This window comes from Nesterenkonia alba DSM 19423 (assembly GCF_000421745.1).
In the GTDB taxonomy this organism is placed as follows: domain Bacteria; phylum Actinomycetota; class Actinomycetes; order Actinomycetales; family Micrococcaceae; genus Nesterenkonia; species Nesterenkonia alba.
The window spans coordinates 54,660-72,387 of the sequence record NZ_ATXP01000003.1 but is presented as its reverse complement, the minus strand read 5'-3'; the positions used below and the strand labels follow the sequence as shown (position 1 = coordinate 72,387).

Sequence of the window (17,728 nt, the reverse complement as noted above, 5' to 3'; positions counted from 1 at the left end):
AAGCGGAGGTTCCAGCCCTATGAGTAAGCGCCTCGTCATCACCGGCCTCGGTGCCACCACTCCTATTGGCGGTGATGTGCCCACCCTGTGGACCAATGCGCTCGCTGGAACTCCAGGGGCCCGGACCCTGGAATACGACTGGGTCGAGAAATACCAGTTGCCGGTCACTTTCGCCGCGGAGGTAGCGGTGGAGCCGGCCGAGGTGCTTTCCCGGCCGGAGACCAAGCGAATGGACCGCTCGACTCAACTGGGGATGGTCGCCTCCCGGGAAGCCTGGGCCGACGCCGGATTCGGCAGCGCCAACCCCGAAGAGGGAGGCGTGGACCCGCTGCGATTCGCCGTCTCCTTCGCCACCGGCATCGGTGGGGTCTGGACCCTGTTGAATGCTTGGGACACCCTCCGCGAGAAGGGCCCCCGGCGGGTCATGCCGATGACCGTGCCCATGCTCATGCCTAATGGAGCAGCCGGAGCCATCAGCCTGGCCTTCGGAGCCCGGGCCGGGGCTCGGACCTCGGTCTCCGCCTGCGCCTCTGGAGTGGAGTCCCTCGTCCTGGCGATGGATTTATTGCGGAGCGGACAGGTCGACGTCGTACTCGCCGGAGGAACGGAAGGATCCATCCACCCGCTGCCCCTGGCGGCCTTCGGGAACATGCAGGCGCTCTCCCGTCGCAACGACGACCCCGCCGCAGCCTCCCGACCGTACGACGTCGACCGTGACGGCTTCGTCATGGGTGAGGGAGCCGGTGTCCTGGTCATCGAAACCGAAGAGCACGCCGCCGCCCGCGGAGCACGGGTCTATGCCGAACTGGCCGGCGGCGCCGTCACCGCCGATGCCCACCACATCACTGCCCCGGACCCGGAAGGCTTGGGGGCCACCCGGGCCATCAACCAGGCCCTGGCATCGGCGTCCGCCGCACCGACTGATGTCACCCACGTCAATGCACATGCGACCTCCACACCCAAGGGAGACATCCCGGAGTACACGGCGATGAAAGCAGCCTTCGGTGAGCACACCGACAGCATCTGCGTCTCGGCGACCAAATCTCAGACCGGGCATCTGCTGGGAGCCGCCGGAGCCGTGGAATCTGTGCTCACGGTGAAGGCGCTGGCTGACCGGAAAGCGCCGGTGACCATCAACCTGGACAACCAGGACCCGGAGATCCCGCTCGACGTCGTCACCGGTACTCCCCGGGAGCTGGGCGATGGTGACCAGGTCGCCATCTGCTCCAGCTTCGGGTTCGGCGGACACAACGCCGTCGCTGCCTTCCGCACGGTGTAGTCCCGCCGCGGGGGAGAGTCGCCTCGCCGTCGCGCCCACTGACCGGGCGAGCATGGTGTCGTCCCGCCGCGGGGGGAGAGTCGCCTCGCCGTCGCGCTCACCGACCGGGAGGGCATCGTGTCGTCCCCCCCCTGCGCGGGAGACTCCCCGCAGGCTCTCATCCGACCTGGCCTGGGCCGACCTGCCGTCTCCTGCGGACATGACACATCGCGGGTGCAGGATCAACTCACGACGCCGGACCGCACCTCTTAAATGTCATCTGCGCCCCATCACAGCGCGGCGATGACATTTTGCTGGTGCTCCAGAGCACTCAGGGTGGTTTCAACACCCCGAATGTGTCAGGCGTCGCCGCCCTCTTCCCCTGAGGTGCCGGCGTTGACATCGGAGAGTCGGTACTGCTCCATTGCCTGTGCGGCCTTCTTGTTCTTACCCAGCATCTGCAAGGTGCGGACCACCATCGAGTGCGCATCGATCTTGAAATGCCGCCGTGCCGCGGGGCGGGTGTCGGAGAAACCGAAGCCGTCTGCACCCAGGGTGGCGAACTCATTGGGCACGAACTGTCGGATCTGGTCGGGTACTGCGGCCAGATAGTCACTCGAGGCGATGATCGGCCCTTCAGCACCCTCCAGCTGGCGCGTCACGAACGGCACCTCCGGTTCCCGCTCGGGGTCCAGCATGGCCGCCTGCTCCACCTGCAGAGCATCGCGGCGTAGCTCGTTCCAGCTCGTCACGCTCCACACATCGGCACTGACCCCCCAGTCTTCGGCGAGCAGTTGCTGTGCCTCCAGGGCCCACGGCACCGCCACACCGGAAGCCAGCAGTTGGGCCTTGGGGCCTTCGGCGTCCGAGGATGAGAGCTTGTAGATGCCTCGGGTGATGCCTTCGACGTCGACGTTCTCCGGCTCGGCCGGTTGGGTGACCGGCTCGTTGTACACCGTGAGGTAGTACATGACGTTGTGGTCGCCGTCGTGATCCCCGTACATCTCGTAGAGGCCCTTTTCGATGATGTGGGCGATCTCGTATCCGTACGCGGGATCGAAGTGCTTCACCGCCGGGTTGGTGGAGGCCAGCAGCGGGGAATGCCCATCAGCGTGCTGCAGTCCCTCACCGGTGAGCGTGGTCCGCCCGGCGGTGGCGCCGATGATGAACCCGCGGGCCATCTGATCGGCTGCCGCCCAGAAGGAGTCCCCAGTGCGCTGGAAGCCGAACATGGAGTAGAAGATGTAAATGGGGATCATCGGCTCGCCGTGGGTGGCGTAGCTGGTGCCGGCGGCGGTGAATGCCGCGGTGGCGCCGGCCTCGTTGATCCCTGGGTGCAAGAGCTGTCCCTGCGGCGACTCCTTGTAGGAGAGCATCAGCTCCCGGTCCACGGAGATGTAGTTCTGTCCCTTGGGGTTGTAGATCTTTGCGGTGGGGAAGAAGGAATCCATCCCGAAGGTCCGGGCTTCATCCGGAACGATCGGCACAATGCGCTGGCCGATTTCCTTGTCCCGCATGAGGTCTTTCAGCAGCCGGACAAAAGCCATCGTGGTGGCTGCCTTCTGCTTCCCCGAGCCCTTCTTCGCCGCGGCATAGGCTTTTTCACCCGGCAGTTGCAGGGTGTTGCGCGGCACCCGACGCTCGGGCAGCGGACCACCGAGCTGCTTGCGACGCTCGGCCATGTACCGGATCTCTTCGGCGTCCTCACCGGGGTGGTAGTAGGGGACGTTGTAGGGATCGGCCTCGATCTGCTCGTCGCTGATCGGGATCCGCAGAGTGTCTCGGAAGCGCTTGAGGTCATCGACGGTCAGCTTCTTCATCTGGTGGGTCGCATTGCGTCCCTCGAAGCTGGGGCCCAGTCCGTAGCCTTTGACCGTCTGGGCGAGGATCACTGTGGGCTTGCCCTGGGTCTCCACTGCGGCCTGGTAGGCGGCGAAGACTTTGTGGTAGTCGTGGCCACCGCGCTTGAGATTCCAGATGTCCTCATCGGACATATCGGCGACCATTTCCTTGGTCTTCTGTGACCGGCCGAAGAAGTGTTCCCGGACGAATTCACCGGATTCGGCTTTGTAGGTCTGGTAGTCGCCGTCGAGGGTTTCGTTCATGATGCGGACGAGCTCGCCGTCGTCGTCCTTCTCCAGCAGGGAGTCCCACTCCCGACCCCAGAGAACCTTAATGACGTTCCAGCCAGCCCCGCGGAAGAACGCCTCAAGTTCCTGGACGATTTTTCCGTTGCCGCGGACCGGACCGTCGAGCCGCTGCAGGTTGCAGTTGATGACAAAGTGCAAGTTGTCCAGCTTCTCATTGGCCGCCAACTGCAGCAGACCGCGGGACTCGGGTTCATCCATCTCCCCGTCGCCGAGGAAGGCCCATACGTTCTGATCGGAGGTGTCCTTGATGCCTCGGTTGTGCAGGTAGCGGTTGAACTGCGCCTGGTAGATCGCGTTCATCGGTCCCAGGCCCATGGAGACGGTGGGGAACTGCCAGAACTCAGGCATCAGACGCGGATGCGGATAGGAGCTCAGTCCGTGGGGTGCTTTGGAGACTTCCTGGCGGAACCCGTCGAGGTGCTCCTCGGTCAGACGCCCCTCCAGGTAGGCCCGCGAATAGTTACCGGGGGAGGAGTGTCCCTGGAAGAAGACCTGGTCACCGCCGCCGGGGTGGTCCTGGCCACGGAAGAAGTGATTCAGACCCACTTCATAGAGGGTGGCTACACCGGCGTAGGAGGAAATGTGGCCCCCCACGGCGATCCCTTCCCGCTGGGCACGGTGCACCATGATCGCGGCGTTCCAACGCAGAATGCGGCGGTAGCGACGCTCCAGTTCCTCATCTCCGGGGAATTCGGGCTCCTGGTCCACAGGGATGGTGTTGACGTAGTCAGTGGTGGTGACCATCGGTACTTCGATGGACTTCGCCCCGGCCCGCTGCAGCAGGGTGCGGATGATGTATTCGGCCCGCTCAGTGCCGTGGACCTCGACGAGCTGGTCGAAGGATTCCAGCCACTCGGAGGTCTCCTCGGGGTCGATATCGGGCAACTGGTTGGTCAGCCCGCTGCGGATGTGGGAGGTCTCTTCGCCAGCGCTCATGGGTGGTGGGCACCTTTCTCGAGAGGGGGTCGGCCGTTTGCCGCCACTCTACCGCTTCGCTGTGCTGCACCTTCATTCAGTGTCGTACTTCACGCGGTGAGCCAAATCCACGTAACGTGGGAGGCGTGGCACAGTCACTGGAAAAATCAGGAAAGGACGCCCAGGCACCTGCCGGGAACGCACACGACCCCCACACCAACGTGGTGGGAGACACTGAGCTCCTCGCTGAGCTCGACCTCACGCCGGACTCGCTGGTCCAGGAGATCGGTGTCGACGACGACGTCGATGAGGACTTCCGCGATGCCCTGGAGCGGGCACTGGAGGAACCTCTCATCGACGAGGACGAACAGGAAGTCGTCGACGCGGTGTTGCTCTGGTTCCGCGAGGGCGACGACGACCTCACCGACGCCTTGGTGGATGCGCTGACCACCCTGGATGACTCCGGAGTGGTGTGGTTGCTGACTCCGCGTAAGGGCAGAGAGGGCTACATCGCTCCCGTGGAAATCCAGGATGCGGCACCGAATGCGGGGCTGCACGTGACGACCACCGCCGGGGTCAGCCCGCACTGGTCGGCCACCAGGTTGGTGCATCGGAAGACCTTCTAAAGCTGGTGAGCGGAGAACTCGATCCGGCTGGCTTTCCGGGGATGCACGGGCAACCGGCGCCGGTGGTGCACTTACGCAATCAGTACGGTGAGACTGTCGAGCTCAGCCGTCTGAGTGGGGCTCCGGTATTGGTGATGTTCTACCCCTTTGCGTTCTCCCGGGTGTGCACCTCAGAAGTGGAGGCCGTGGTCAGTGCATGGCCGCAGCTGTGTGCCATTCCGGCTGAGGTGTTGGCGGTCTCCTGCGACTCGGTCCACACGCTGCGCGCCTTCGCCGCCGAGCACGCCGTGCCTGATGGGCTGCACCTGTTGTCCGATTTCTGGCCCCACGGGGCCACCGCTCGGTCCTTCGGGGTCTTCAACACCACCACCGGGGCTCCTCTGCGGACGAGCTTCCTCCTCGATGCCGAGCACCGTATCCGACACATCATCGCCGCAGAACTCCGCCAGGCGCGCAGCCTCCCCGAGACTATCGCTCAGCTGGAACGACTGGCCGCAGAGATCACCCCTGAGATGGACGAGTTCCGCTGAGTTCACCCCTAGGGTGGTGAACTATGGAGGACACAGCATCAACGCCGGCCCTGCGTCTGAGCGGGCTGAGCAAACGATTCGGCAATCGGGTGGCTGTTGACCAGCTGTCCATGGAGATCCCGCGCGGTTCCTTTTATGGCTTTGTGGGTCCTAACGGGGCGGGGAAGACGACCACGTTATCCATGGCCACCGGGTTATTGAGGCCCGATGCCGGCCGCGCCGAGGTTGCCGGCATCGATGTGTGGCAGCAACCCACCGAGGCCAAACAGCACATGGGTGTCCTCGCTGACGGGGTCCAGTTGTTCCAGAAACTCACCGGCTACCAGTTGGTGGTCTACTCGGGCCTGCTACGGGGCATGGACCGGGATCTCGTCGAAGAGCGCACCCGTGACCTGCTGCGGGTGTTGGGATTGTCCGAGGCCGCCGGAAAACTCGTCCAGGACTACTCCGCAGGGATGACGAAGAAGGTCCACCTGGCCACGGCCATGGTGCACGCTCCGGAGTTGCTGGTTCTCGATGAACCCTTTGAAGCCGTGGACCCGGTCTCAGCCCGTACCATCCGTGGACTGCTCGATAACTACGTCGAATCCGGTGGCACAGTCATCCTCTCCTCTCACGTGATGGACCTCGTGCAGCGGATGTGTTCGCATGTGGGCATCATCGCTGCTGGCCAGCTGCTGGCCACCGGCACAGTGGATCAGGTGCGTGGGGACAGTGATCTCGAAACTCGGTTCGTGGAACTGGTGGGAGCCGAGGCCGCTGGAGAGGAATTGCAGTGGCTTCGAGTGTGACGTTCATCCGGCTGAAGCTGAAGCTGTTCGGTAATACTTTCTCCAACAGTGCCTGGATCATCGTCGGGACCATGATCGGCGGCCTCTATGGCTTCGTCGCTCTCATCTCCGCCGGGGTGGCGCAGGTGATGCAGGGTTCTGGTGGGGCCGACCCGCAGCTGCGTTTCGCCACGGCGGTGCTGCTGGGTAGCGTGATGACGTTGCTGTGGATTGTGCTCCCGGTGCTGCTGGGAGACCCGTTGATGGACCCCAAGCAGTTCATCCCCTACGGGATTCCACGGCGAGAGTTGATGCTGGGTTTGACCCTCAGCAGCGCGGTGTCCCTATTGGGAATTTTCACTGTCGTGTTCCTGGTCGGCCAAGTGCTGCTGTGGCGAGCCTCGGCGGTGACTCTGATCGTCGCGGTGCTTACGACCCCGGTCGCCTTTGTGCTGTGCGCTCTGGTCAATCAGGCGGCTTCCGCCGCGTCAGCGGCCTGGCTGTCCGGTTCCCGGTTCCGGAACCTGCTGGCGATCGTGGGGATGTGCGCTGCCTTGACCGCCTACCCGCTGATGCAGGGGGTCATCATCACCGTCGACACACTCTCCGACCTTGCCGAGGAGATTGCGGCGGTCACCGCCTTCACTCCGCTCGGAGCCGTTTACGCTCTGCCCCATGACGTTGCCGAGGGTGACTGGGGACTGGCCGCACTGAGGCTGGGCATCGTGGTCCTGACAGCAGTCGCCGCCCTCTGGGTCACCAAAATGGCCCTGATCCGGGTCACGGAGAAGCCCGCCTCTGCCTCCACGGGCTCTTCCCGCACCAGGCAAGCCCGTCTCGGGCTGCTGGGCCGTTTCCCGGGATCACCGGTGGGGGCAGTGGCTGCACGCCAGCTGATCTACTGGATCCGGGACGCCCGCTACGGGGGAGCCCTGGCACTGATCCCGGCGATGATCGTTCTGGCACTGTTCATGTCCTGGCAGACTCAGATGGACTGGTTGCTCTACATCATCGGGCCACTGGTTGCCTGGATGATCAGTTACCAGGCCTCGGCCGATATTTCCTATGACCACACCGCCTTCGCTCTGCATGTCACCAGCGGCCTCAGCGGTCAGGCGGATCGCCTCGGCCGAGCTGTGGCGGTATGCGTGATCGGTGTTCCCGCGGTGTTGCTCGCCGCAGGGATCCCTATGGTTTTCATCGGCACCGCCACCCAGGCGCTGGTAATGATCGTGCTCAGCCTCAGTATCTTCTTCTCCGTGCTGGGTCTGGCCGTGGTGTTCTCTGCCAAGACCGTCTACCCGGTGCCGAAACCGGGGGAGTCGCCCTTCAAACAGCCTCAGGGGGCTGCCGGGCGGGTCTTTGTGATCCAGACCGTCACTATGCTCTTCTCCGCGGTGGTGATGATCCCAGATATCGTCTTGCTGCTGACCTGGTTCTTCACCGACTCCTCGGTGTGGCTGGGGGTCTACACCGTGGTGGCACTGACGAAGGCAGCGGCCCTCTTCGCCGCCGGGATCCGGATCGGAGCCCGGGTCTACGACGCTGAAGCCCCGGAGATCTACCAGAGGGTGCGCGCACACTGAGGCGGAAGCCGGTGTGGACACGCATACGCGCGTTCTTTTACGGGTCGCTGATGTCCTGCTCGACCTCGGTGCACTCCCGGGTCTGCTCCACCTGGCCCACGGCGGAGGCGAGTTCGAGCATGACCGTCGACGACGGCGTCTGCGCCACATCGAGGACGACCTCCACTGCGGGTTCTCGCCCATAGCTGACCAACTGCCAGATGTCTGTGTCGGCGTCGTCGTCTTCCAGCTCGATGGTCATCCAGTCGATCTCCCCGGCGGAGACGCATAGCTCGGGGCTGGGGCCAGGTGGTTCCACCCCGCAGCGCAGCACCACTTCGGCCGGGTCACCCCACACACTGGTGGCTTGAGAATCGGTGGGCCGCTGAGAGTGTCCGGCGATTTCCTCGGGCAGATACAGCATCACCTCGGCGCAATCCGGATGAGCTGCCTCGGGTGCCGGTTCCACAGAGGCCGTCGAGGTGCACCCGGTGAGCAACACCGCCGCGGAGAGAACCCCCAGCGGGACGGTACGCACGGCAGGGGGTCGGAAAACAGCGGAAACAGCGGGCATGTGCTCTATTCTGGGCTACTACAGCCTTTCTGCGCCATCGGCGCCCAGTCCAAGGAGAACCACGATGACGGCAGCGCCCCCTCGTCATACCGCCCCCGGATCGCCCCCCGGAGGTGACGGGCCCGTCTACCTCTACGACAGCGACGACGACCGCCCCCGCCGCAAACGCCGCGGGCTGGCAGTGCTCGGGCTCTTCGCCACCCTGGTCATGGTCGCGCTATTGGGCGCTGGCGCCTACCTGTTCTCCCTGGCCCGGGCCTATGACGGCAATGTCCGGCACTTCCCCGAATCGGCTGACGGTACCGACACGGTGCGCCCCCCTGAAGAGGACCGCCCCGCCCCGCTGGATGACGGGTCGATGAACATCCTGCTGTTGGGCTCCGATGCCGAAGGCGGATCCGGGGAAGATGAAGACTTGCCCCGGGTCCCCGGTGGCTCCCGCAGTGACACGATGATGCTGATCCATTTACCGGCTGACCGCGAATCCATCCAGGTCATCTCCATCCCACGTGACCTCTGGGTTGAGCTGCCGTATGACTACGGCTGGCACAAGGTCAATGCCGGCCTGGCTCTCGGTGGGGGAGAAGGCCCCTGGTTGACCTGGGCCACAGTGGAGCAGATGTTTGATGTGCGCATCGACCACATCGCCGCTGTCGACATGCTCGGTTTCACCGGACTGGTCGACGCGATGGACGGCGTGACGGTCAATTCCACGTACTCGGAGCCGTTCACCACCGGCGAGGGGTACACCTTCCAGCCCGGCCAACAGCACATGAACTCCGATGAGGCGCTGAGCTTTGTCCGGCACCGTTCCAGCTTCCCCGATGGGGACCTGCAGCGTATCCGCAATCAGCAGTCCTTCATCCGTGGGGTTATCAGTGAAGCGGCCAGCCCCTCCACGCTGTCCAATCCCGTGCGCCTGCACGAGATGGTCTCCACCTTCTCTGAGCACCTCATCACCGATGAGGAGCTCGACTCCACCACAGCGGCCTCGATCGCTTTCAGCTACCGTAACGCGGCCGATAACATCCAGTTCGCCACCCTGCCCACGGCCGGCTCCGGCTATTCCGACGATGGGCAATGGATCTGGCACCAGGACCCCCAGGCGATGGAGGAGATCTCCCAAGCAATCAAGGACGGCACCCTGGACGAGTACCTCAGCAGGTAACCTCGTCGGCTGTGGGAGAACACCGAGGCACACAGCAGGACCGAGCACCGGCGCTGCGCCGGTGGTTCGCCCTGGCCGAAGAGACCCTCAGCGAGCATCGCCAAAGGCTGAACCGGATCAACGTCTTCCCCATCGCTGACTCCGACACCGGAACAAATATGCTCACCACGGTGCGGGCCTGCCGCGCAGCGATTCAGGAGCACCCCACAGAGGACCTCGGCGAACTGCTCGGCCGGGCAGGCTCCGCGGCGATGAGCACCGCCCAGGGCAACTCCGGCACGCTGCTGGCGGTGATGATCTGTGGACTGGCCGAACCGCTGCGAGGCAGCACCAGGCTGAGCCTCACGGGTCTGAGCCGAGCTCTGGATCGCGGAAGCCTGCGCACCTGGGCGGCACTGTCCGACCCCGTGGACGGCACCATGCTCTCAGTGCTCGACGCTGCCCGTGACCGGGCCAAGGAGCTCAGCCTCAGCGCGGAGAATCCCGAGGCACCGCAGGCCCTCTACGAAGCCATGGTGCCCATGCTTCAGGCGGCGCATACCGCACTGAGCCGTACCGAACATCAGCTTCCGCCGCTGACTGAGGCTGAAGTCGTCGACGCCGGCGGCCTCGGACTGCTGATGGTGCTGGCCGCGCTCGCCGAGGCCATCACCGGCACCAGGAGTGACCCAGCATTGTGGGAGGACCTCTCCGGGTGGCAGGCCCCCGCAACGGAGCGAAGCCCTCATCACCGTGACTCAGCCCAGCACGGTGAGCCCGGGGGTGAGATTCAGGGGGTGGAGCTGATGTGCACGGCCGCCCTGGATCCCCTGGGTGCGGCCTCGGTCCGGCAACGCCTCACCGAACTCGGCGAGGCGGTCATCATTACCCCCATCGACACTGACTCCGACGAACGCGGCACCTACCGCTGGCGGATCCACGTGCATACCGACGACGTCGTCGGCGCCCTCAGTGCCGTCGGCGCGGCCGGTGAGATCCTCGAGTCATCCAGTACGCCGCTGAGGTGACATCGCTGCCATGACCACTGCCCTGAAGGACCAGACCATTGGGCCCGAGACGCCGCTGACCAGGGTCCTGGATTCCAAAGACGCCAAGAAGCTCACCCGCGAACTGGGGTACACCACGGTTGGCGAACTCCTGGGCCGGCATCCGCGCAAATACGCCGACCTCTATGAGCCGTCCTCCCTTGATGCACTCATTCCGGGGGAGTACGCCACCTTCACCGCCGAAGTGGAACACGTGCACCGTCGCAGCATGCAGCGACGTAAAGGTTTCCTGGTCGAAGTCACCGTCGCCGACGTCGTCGGACGCACCCTGACCATGGCGTTCTTCATGGGGTACCAGGCGGAAAAAGCGCTCCGGGCTGGCACACTCGCTTGGTTCCACGGACAGGTCACCACGTACCGCGACCAGCTGACACTGAACAACCCCGACTTCGCGGTCATCCGACAGGCCGACGGGACCCCGGGCGAGGGAGAAGACCTTCTCTGGCTGGAACAGCTCGATACCGACGCCCCCATCCCCATCTACCCGGCGCGGAAATCCTTACCCAGTTGGACCCTGCTGCGCTGTGTGCGTCGGGTGCTCGCCGCCGCTGACGAAGAGCACTGGCCCGACCCGGTACCGGCCGAGGTGCGTGCAGCAGAAGACCTCCCTTCCGAGCTCGAAGCCCACCGACTCATCCATACCCCCGGCCATCTGCGTGATCCTGAGCGGGGGTTGCGACGGCTGCGGTTTACCGAAGCCTTCCTGCTGCAGGGGGTGCGTGAAGACCAGGCCCGCGAGTTGAGCCTCGCAGTGGCCAGCCCCGCACCACCGGTGGAGGACGGGTTGCTGGCGGCCTTCGATGAGCAGCTTGAATTCGAGCTCACTGAGGGTCAACGGCACTGTGGTGAGCTCATCGCCGGCGACCTGGCCGCAGCCGCCCCGATGAACCGGCTGCTACAAGGTGAAGTCGGTTCCGGCAAGACCCTCGTCGCGCTGCGTGCCATGCTGCAGGTCGTCGACGCCGGTGGGCAAGCGGCCTTCATCGCCCCCACCGAAGTGCTCGCCTTGCAGCACGCGCGCTCCATCCACGCGGCCGTGGGTGAGTTGCCCGTTGGTATCACTGTGCTGACCGGCTCGATGAGCACCTCCGAGCGGAAGAAAGCACTGTTGGATATCGCCTCCGGTGCCGCGGGGATCGTCATTGGCACCCACGCAGTGCTCAGCGAGAAGGTCAGCTTCGCGGCCCTGGGACTGGTGGTCATCGACGAACAGCACCGCTTCGGTGTGGAACAGCGCAATGCCCTGCGCGAACGCTACACCCCCACCCCGCATATGCTCGTGATGTCGGCAACCCCCATTCCACGTTCGGTGGCGGTGACCGTCTTCGGAGACCTCGAGCTCACCGTGCTTGACGGCCTGCCCGCCGGCCGCAGCCCCATCGCCACCCATGTGGTCCCGATGATCCGCGGACCCGAATGGATCAACCGGGTGTGGGCACGTGTGGCCGAGACAGTCGCCGCCGGGCACCAGGTCTACATCGTGTGCCCGAAGATCTCCCAGACTGAACAGGATGCCGAGACGCTCAACCGTCAACTGCTCACCCGGTTCGGGCTCGAACAGGGTGCTGCTGCGGTCGAACTGACCTACACCGACGCCGCCGGAATCCAGCGCACCCGGCACTTCACCCGTCAAGCAGCTCTGGCCCATATCGCCCAGGATGCCTCTGTTGAAGGCATGGAGGAACGCCTACGGGCCATGCCGCAGCTGGCCGGGGTCCGCCTCGAGGTGGCTCACGGGCAGATGCCCGCTGCGGAGACCGCTGAGCGGATGCGTGCCTTCGAACGCGGTGAGATCGATGTGCTGCTGGCCACCACAGTGGTCGAAGTCGGCGTCGATGTTCCCAACGCGACCATGATGGTCATCCTCGACGCCGACTCCTTCGGTATCTCCACACTGCACCAGTTGCGTGGACGCATCGGCCGCGGCCGTACCGAGGGGAATCTGTGCCTGCTGGTCACCCGGTTGCCCGAGGACCACCCCTCGATGGAGCGGTTACACGAGGTCGCCTCCACCGGCGATGGCATGGCCTTAGCCCGATTAGACCTGCGGCGCCGGCGCGAGGGTGATGTGCTCGGTGCCACCCAGACTGGACGCAGCCAGCGGTTGAAGCTGCTACGCCTCGTCGACGACGAGGACCTCATTCGCAGTGCCGAAAAGCACATCACCGCGCTGACCACCCGGGACCCCACGTGGGAAACTGCCAAAGAGCTGCGCCGACGGGTCACCCAGTGGCGGGCCGACTCCGAGGTCAGAACCAGCTGAGAGGAGCACACGATGGCGCGGATTATCGCCGGCACCCATAAAGGCCGTCGCTTGACGCCGGTGAGCGGGGAGGGGACCCGGCCCACCTCCGATCGGGTCAAGGAATCGCTGTTCTCTCGGCTTGAGGGGCTCAACGCTCTTGATGACGCCGTCGTCGTCGACCTCTATGCCGGCTCCGGGGCACTGGGCTTCGAGGCGCTCTCCCGTGGAGCACGCAGCCTGGAAGCAGTGGACCGGGCCGAAGCCGCCTACCGGGCGCTTCGGCGCAACGCCGCACTCTTCGAGGAGCACCAGGTAAGCGTGACCAAAGGACCAGCGCTCGCTACGCTGCGTCAGCGTCAGGGGGAACCCATCGAACTGCTGTTCCTTGATCCGCCTTACACCCTGGAGGAGACCGCACTGGCTGAAGTACTCGCCGCCGCGGCGGAGCAACTGCACCAGGCGGCCACTGTGGTCGTCGAACGCTCCTCGCGTAGCCCCGAACCCACCTGGCCCCCGAGTATGCGCCCCTTTCACCACAAGACCTACGGCACCACAGCGGTGTGGTTAGCCGAACCGCGATGAAGCGGCCATGGACTCTCCTTTAGACTCAGCAGGGCAGGCCGCCACCCTTCGACCTTCCCAGGAGACTGTTTGAAGATCGTCTACATTCACCAGCACTTCAACTTCCCCTGGGAACCGGGCTGGCAGCGGCCCTGGCAGTTCGCTCGGCGGCTGGTCCGCGCCGGTCACGAGGTCACCGTCATCTGCGGCGGACGGGACCATAAGCTCACCGAGCTCGAAGGGGTCACCGTTCACCGTTTGGCCGTGCCCTATGAGAACGCCATGGTCTTCCAACAGCGGGTGCGTTCTTTCGTCTCCTTCATGGCTCGTGCTTGCTGGTATGCGGCGAAAGTCGACGCCGACGTCGTCTTCGCCTCCTCCACGCCGCTGACAACCGCGGTGCCGGGCATTATCGCCTCCCGGTTGCGCCGTGCTCCCTTCGTCTTCGAAGTGCGGGACCTCTGGCCTGAGGCCCCGGTGGCGCTGGGGTTTGTGAAGAACCCCGTAACCATCGCCGCCGCCCGCGGTCTGGAGAAGCTCTCCTACCGGGCTGCTGAGCATGTCATCGCGCTCTCCCCGGGGATGGAGGAGGGGGTTAAACGGGTCTGGCCGGCGGCACGCACCACCGTGGTGCCTAACGCCTCCGATGTGGAGAACTTCGCCGAAGGTCGCCGGAATCGCCAGGCCATCCGTGCCGAACTGGGATGGGCCGACGACGACGTCGTGCTCTTCTATGCTGGCAGCTTCGGAGTGACCTATGACATCCCCTGGTTGGTCCGCCTGGCGGGGGAGCTGGCTCGCCGTGACTCACGTTTCCGTGTGGTCGCCTACGGAGAAGGAGCGGCCACCGGACAGGCTCGGGATATCGCCCGACAGTACGGGCTCTCCCCGTTGGACGTGCTGCCAGGGAAGATCCCGCGCACCGAGATCGAACGGATGCTGCCGGCGGCTGACTTCGCTGTCTCCACACTGGTGGACAACCCCGCCTTGGAGATCAACTCGCTGAACAAAGTCTTCGACGCTCTAGCAGCCGCCCGACCGGTGTTGTTCAATCACACCGGATGGCTGCCCCAGGTGCTCGCTGAGGCTGGAGCCGGCTGGCAGCTGCCGCGGGATCCAGCTGCCGCCGCCGATCAACTCACCGCTGAGCTGGCCACCGGGGAGATCGACCCCGCAACCGGCTCCGAGGCAGCCTTAACACTGGCGCGTGAACAGTTCGACCGGGACCTGCTGTTCCGCCGCTTTTTAGGCGTGATCGAGCAGGCCGCAGAGGGGCGAGCGAAGGCGGGCTCCCGCAGACGAGACGAGATCGACTGAAACAATCGGATAAGTTGGGGATATGTACAGCGCGGTCTGCCCCGGGTCCTTCGACCCCCTGCACAACGGTCACGTGGAAGTCATCGCCCGCGCGGCGAACCTCTTTGACGAAGTGATCGTCGCGGTGGCCTCGAACTCATCAAAAAACCCCCTGTTCGACCAGGAGACCCGGGTCGCCATGGCCGCTGAGACCTTCAGTTATCTGCGTGGAGTCACCGTGCGTGCTCTGCCCCAGGGGCGGCTGCTCACCGAGTTCTGCAAAGAGGTCGGAGCCACGGCGGTGGTCAAGGGGTTGCGCGGGCCCCAGGACTTCTCCTATGAGACATCCATGGCCACGATGAACCGACACCTCACCGGGTTGGAGACCATTTTCCTGGCCGCCGATGGCAGGCACTCCCACCTGTCCTCCACCCTGGTCAAAGAGGTGCACAGCCTCGGTGGGGCGGTCTCCGAATTCGTCCCCCGAGCCGTTCACAAGCGTCTTTCTGAACAGCACTGACGCGCACATGAGGGGCCGAGGACCGGGTAAGGTGACAAATATGAGCAACCCTGGTTCCATTCGCAAAGCCGTGATCCCCGCCGCCGGGCTGGGCACGCGCTTCCTTCCCGCCACCAAGGCGATGCCCAAAGAGATGCTCCCGGTGGTCGACGAACCCGCCATCCAATACGTGGTGGCTGAGGCCTCGGCTTCCGGGCTTGACGACATCCTGATGATTACCGGTCAGAACAAGCGGTCCATGGAGGATCACTTTGACCGCGCCCCGCAGCTGGAGGCCACTCTGCGGGATAAAGGAGACACCAAAAAGCTCGAGGCCGTGCAGTACGCCACCGGACTGGGAGACATCCACTACGTTCGGCAGGGGCAAGCGCTGGGGCTGGGTCACGCGGTGCTCTGCGGGAAGCAGCACGTCGGCTACGAGCCCTTCGCCGTGCTGCTCGGTGACGACCTCATCGACGCCCGGGACGAACTGCTCACCGTCATGATGGAGACCCAGCAGAAACTCGGCGGCTCGGTCATCGCTGTGATGGAGGTCCCCGAAGATCAGGTCTCCGCCTACGGTGTGGTCGACGCCGGCGGTCATGACAAACAGCCCGGTGCCGATGTGGTGCCCGTTCACCGGCTGGTGGAAAAACCCCCGGCGGAGGAGGCGCCGTCGAACCTAGCGATTATTGGCCGCTACGTGTTGCACCCGGCGATCTTCGATGAACTAGAACGCACCCCTCCGGGCAAAGGCGGGGAGATCCAGCTCACCGACGCCTTGCAAGCCATGGCGGCCAAACCCGCTGAGGAGGGCGGGGGCGTCCACGCAGTGATTTTCCGCGGTCGGCGCTATGACACCGGAGATAAACTCAGCTACATCAAGGCGGTGGTGACTCTCGCCGTCGACCGTGAGGACCTCGGGCCGGATCTGCGGGAGTGGCTCAAGGAGTTCACGGCGTCCCTGTAATGCTGTAGACTGGCACGCTGTGAAACATCCACAGCAGACCAGTGGGCTGCGCGTGGACGTCAAGGAGCTCCAGGGCAGCCCCGGGTCGAGCGAGACGCTTGATCGGACCGTCGGAACTCCGGCAGATTTCGCGACCGTACTGATCGGCATCGCCGAGCACAGTGACCTCACGCTGGCCCTCCGGCTGGATTCTGTGCATGAGGGAGTGCTGGCCACCGGCACGGCCTCTGCCGAGGTCACCGGACAGTGCGGGCGTTGTCTCGATCCCATCGGGTATCCGCTCACCGTCGACGTCGTTCAGCTCTTCAGCTGGCCGGAGAAGGCGGAAGCGGGCGACGCCGATGCGGACGAGGAAGAAGTCCGGACGGTGGAGGAGGACCTCACCGTGGACCTTGAGCCGGTGCTCAGGGACACGATGATCCCCGCTCTTCCGTTCACACCGGTGTGCCGTGAGGACTGCCCCGGGCTCTGCGCCCAGTGCGGTTTCCGCATGGAGGACGACCCCGAGCACGCCCACGAGCAGATTGACCCGCGCTTCGCCGAACTGGAGAAGCTCAAAAGCCAGCTCGAGTCCTGACCGGGCTCACCGACGAAGACCGAACGCCCCCGAGAGAGAAGAGAGACACCGTGGCTGTCCCCAAGCGGAAGAAGTCCCGCGCCCGCACTCGTCACCGCCGTTCACAGTGGAAAGCCTCCGCTCCGGCACTGGTGAAGACCGTGGAGAACGGTCGTGTCGTCTACAGCCGTCCGCACCAGGCCAAGCTGGTGACCGACTCAGCCGACACTCCGCTGTTCTACGAGTACAAGGGTCGCAAAGTCGCCGACGCCTGATCACAGCGCACTGATGGAGAGTCTCGGGGTCCACATCGACCCCGGGACTCTTCGTCTTGCCCTGACTCACCGGTCCTTCGCCTATGAGAACGACGGCATTCCCACCAACGAGCGTCTTGAATTTCTCGGGGACGCCGTGCTGGGTCTGGCGGTGACTGACTACCTCTACCGTACCTACCCGGACCTTCCCGAAGGGGACCTCGCCAAGCTGCGGGCTGCCTTGGTCTCCACCCGGGCTCTCGCGCGGATCGCCCGGCGGCTAGAGGTCGGGCAGCACATTCGCCTTGGCGAAGGGGAGATCCGCACCGGCGGGGCAGAGAAGGACTCCATCCTCGCCGACACGATGGAAGCGCTCATCGGCGCGGCCTACCTGTCGACGAATATCGACACCGCACGCAACCTGGTTCTCCGGTTGGTTACTCCGCTCCTGGAAGACAAAGAGGCGATGACCGCCGGTAAGGACTGGAAGACCACCATCCAGGAGATCGCCGCCGCCCGCGGGCTCGGTGATGTGAAGTACACCGTCACCGACTCCGGCCCCGACCACCGGAAGTCCTTCACTGCGGTACTGACGATCAGTGGCACCGCTTACGGCACCGGGACCGGACCGTCGAAGAAGGAAGCCGAACGTGAAGCCGCACGTGAGACGGTGGAGCAGTTGACGACCACCGACGGTGAGGCCGATATCCTAACCCTGGTGCTCGGACGGGCCACCCAGTGAGAA

At 64.7% G+C, this 17,728-nt stretch carries 17 protein-coding genes; 15 read left to right on the top strand and 2 right to left on the bottom strand.

Annotated features, from left to right (window positions below):
* Nucleotides 1-19 precede the first annotated feature (19 nt).
* Complete coding sequence (locus tag H578_RS0103265) at nucleotides 20-1,279, top strand: beta-ketoacyl-[acyl-carrier-protein] synthase family protein (protein WP_022872276.1); 1,260 nt, start codon at nucleotides 20-22, stop codon at nucleotides 1,277-1,279.
* A gap of 338 nt (nucleotides 1,280-1,617) precedes the next feature.
* On the opposite strand, the gene aceE is transcribed toward H578_RS0103265, so the two are convergent.
* Complete coding sequence (gene aceE / locus H578_RS0103260) at nucleotides 1,618-4,344, bottom strand: pyruvate dehydrogenase (acetyl-transferring), homodimeric type (protein WP_022872275.1); 2,727 nt, start codon at nucleotides 4,342-4,344, stop codon at nucleotides 1,618-1,620.
* Nucleotides 4,345-4,544: 200 nt separating this feature from the next.
* On the opposite strand from aceE, the gene H578_RS0103255 reads away from it, so the two are divergent.
* From H578_RS0103255 to H578_RS0103240, 4 genes are read left to right on the top strand one after another with little or no spacing between them, the layout of a single operon-like run.
* On the top strand, nucleotides 4,545-4,949 hold the full coding sequence (locus H578_RS0103255; protein WP_028463886.1) for a DUF3052 domain-containing protein: 405 nt from the start codon (nucleotides 4,545-4,547) through the stop codon (nucleotides 4,947-4,949).
* 5 nt (nucleotides 4,950-4,954) lie between these two features.
* Nucleotides 4,955-5,479 carry a redoxin domain-containing protein gene (locus H578_RS12940; RefSeq protein WP_028463885.1) on the top strand — a complete coding sequence of 175 codons (525 nt, stop codon included), beginning with the start codon at nucleotides 4,955-4,957 and terminating at the stop codon, nucleotides 5,477-5,479.
* Between the two features lie 23 nt (nucleotides 5,480-5,502).
* Complete coding sequence (locus tag H578_RS0103245) at nucleotides 5,503-6,270, top strand: ABC transporter ATP-binding protein (protein WP_022872272.1); 768 nt, start codon at nucleotides 5,503-5,505, stop codon at nucleotides 6,268-6,270.
* Nucleotides 6,255-7,835, top strand: a complete 1,581-nt coding sequence (locus H578_RS0103240) for a hypothetical protein (RefSeq protein ID WP_156837193.1) — start codon at nucleotides 6,255-6,257, stop codon at nucleotides 7,833-7,835. The genes H578_RS0103245 and H578_RS0103240 overlap by 16 nt, the downstream gene beginning before the upstream one ends.
* 37 nt (nucleotides 7,836-7,872) lie before the next feature.
* Here H578_RS0103240 and H578_RS0103235 read toward each other — a convergent pair whose 3' ends face one another.
* Complete coding sequence (locus H578_RS0103235; protein ID WP_022872270.1) at nucleotides 7,873-8,388, bottom strand: DUF3515 family protein; 516 nt, start codon at nucleotides 8,386-8,388, stop codon at nucleotides 7,873-7,875.
* Nucleotides 8,389-8,452: 64 nt separating this feature from the next.
* Between H578_RS0103235 and H578_RS12935 the strand changes: the two genes are divergently transcribed.
* The 10 genes from H578_RS12935 to rnc all read left to right on the top strand — a co-directional run bounded on the left by H578_RS12935 (nucleotide 8,453) and on the right by rnc (nucleotide 17,725).
* The gene (locus tag H578_RS12935) at nucleotides 8,453-9,556 is read left to right on the top strand and encodes an LCP family protein (RefSeq protein ID WP_022872269.1); all 1,104 of its coding nucleotides are present in this window, start codon (nucleotides 8,453-8,455) and stop codon (nucleotides 9,554-9,556) included.
* Nucleotides 9,557-9,567: 11 nt separating this feature from the next.
* Nucleotides 9,568-10,563 (top strand): DAK2 domain-containing protein, encoded by a 996-nt coding sequence (locus H578_RS12930; protein ID WP_022872268.1) that lies wholly within the window; start codon nucleotides 9,568-9,570, stop codon nucleotides 10,561-10,563.
* Nucleotides 10,564-10,573: 10 nt separating this feature from the next.
* A complete protein-coding gene (locus H578_RS16385) occupies nucleotides 10,574-12,865 on the top strand; it encodes an ATP-dependent DNA helicase RecG (RefSeq protein ID WP_022872267.1) in 2,292 nt (763 codons plus the stop codon).
* Between the two features lie 12 nt (nucleotides 12,866-12,877).
* Nucleotides 12,878-13,429, top strand: coding sequence for a 16S rRNA (guanine(966)-N(2))-methyltransferase RsmD (gene rsmD / locus H578_RS0103215; RefSeq protein ID WP_022872266.1), 552 nt, complete (start codon nucleotides 12,878-12,880; stop codon nucleotides 13,427-13,429).
* A gap of 69 nt (nucleotides 13,430-13,498) precedes the next feature.
* Nucleotides 13,499-14,725 (top strand): glycosyltransferase family 4 protein, encoded by a 1,227-nt coding sequence (locus H578_RS12920; RefSeq protein ID WP_022872265.1) that lies wholly within the window; start codon nucleotides 13,499-13,501, stop codon nucleotides 14,723-14,725.
* Nucleotides 14,726-14,747: 22 nt separating this feature from the next.
* On the top strand, nucleotides 14,748-15,224 hold the full coding sequence (coaD, locus tag H578_RS0103205) for a pantetheine-phosphate adenylyltransferase (RefSeq protein ID WP_022872264.1): 477 nt from the start codon (nucleotides 14,748-14,750) through the stop codon (nucleotides 15,222-15,224).
* Nucleotides 15,225-15,264: 40 nt separating this feature from the next.
* A complete protein-coding gene (gene galU / locus H578_RS0103200; protein WP_022872263.1) occupies nucleotides 15,265-16,173 on the top strand; it encodes a UTP--glucose-1-phosphate uridylyltransferase GalU in 909 nt (302 codons plus the stop codon).
* Nucleotides 16,174-16,192: 19 nt separating this feature from the next.
* On the top strand, nucleotides 16,193-16,750 hold the full coding sequence (locus tag H578_RS0103195) for a YceD family protein (RefSeq protein WP_022872262.1): 558 nt from the start codon (nucleotides 16,193-16,195) through the stop codon (nucleotides 16,748-16,750).
* 50 nt (nucleotides 16,751-16,800) lie between these two features.
* Nucleotides 16,801-17,004 carry a 50S ribosomal protein L32 gene (gene rpmF, locus H578_RS0103190; RefSeq protein WP_022872261.1) on the top strand — a complete coding sequence of 68 codons (204 nt, stop codon included), beginning with the start codon at nucleotides 16,801-16,803 and terminating at the stop codon, nucleotides 17,002-17,004.
* Between the two features lie 13 nt (nucleotides 17,005-17,017).
* Nucleotides 17,018-17,725, top strand: a complete 708-nt coding sequence (gene rnc / locus H578_RS0103185) for a ribonuclease III (protein WP_022872260.1) — start codon at nucleotides 17,018-17,020, stop codon at nucleotides 17,723-17,725.
* Nucleotides 17,726-17,728 lie beyond the last annotated feature (3 nt).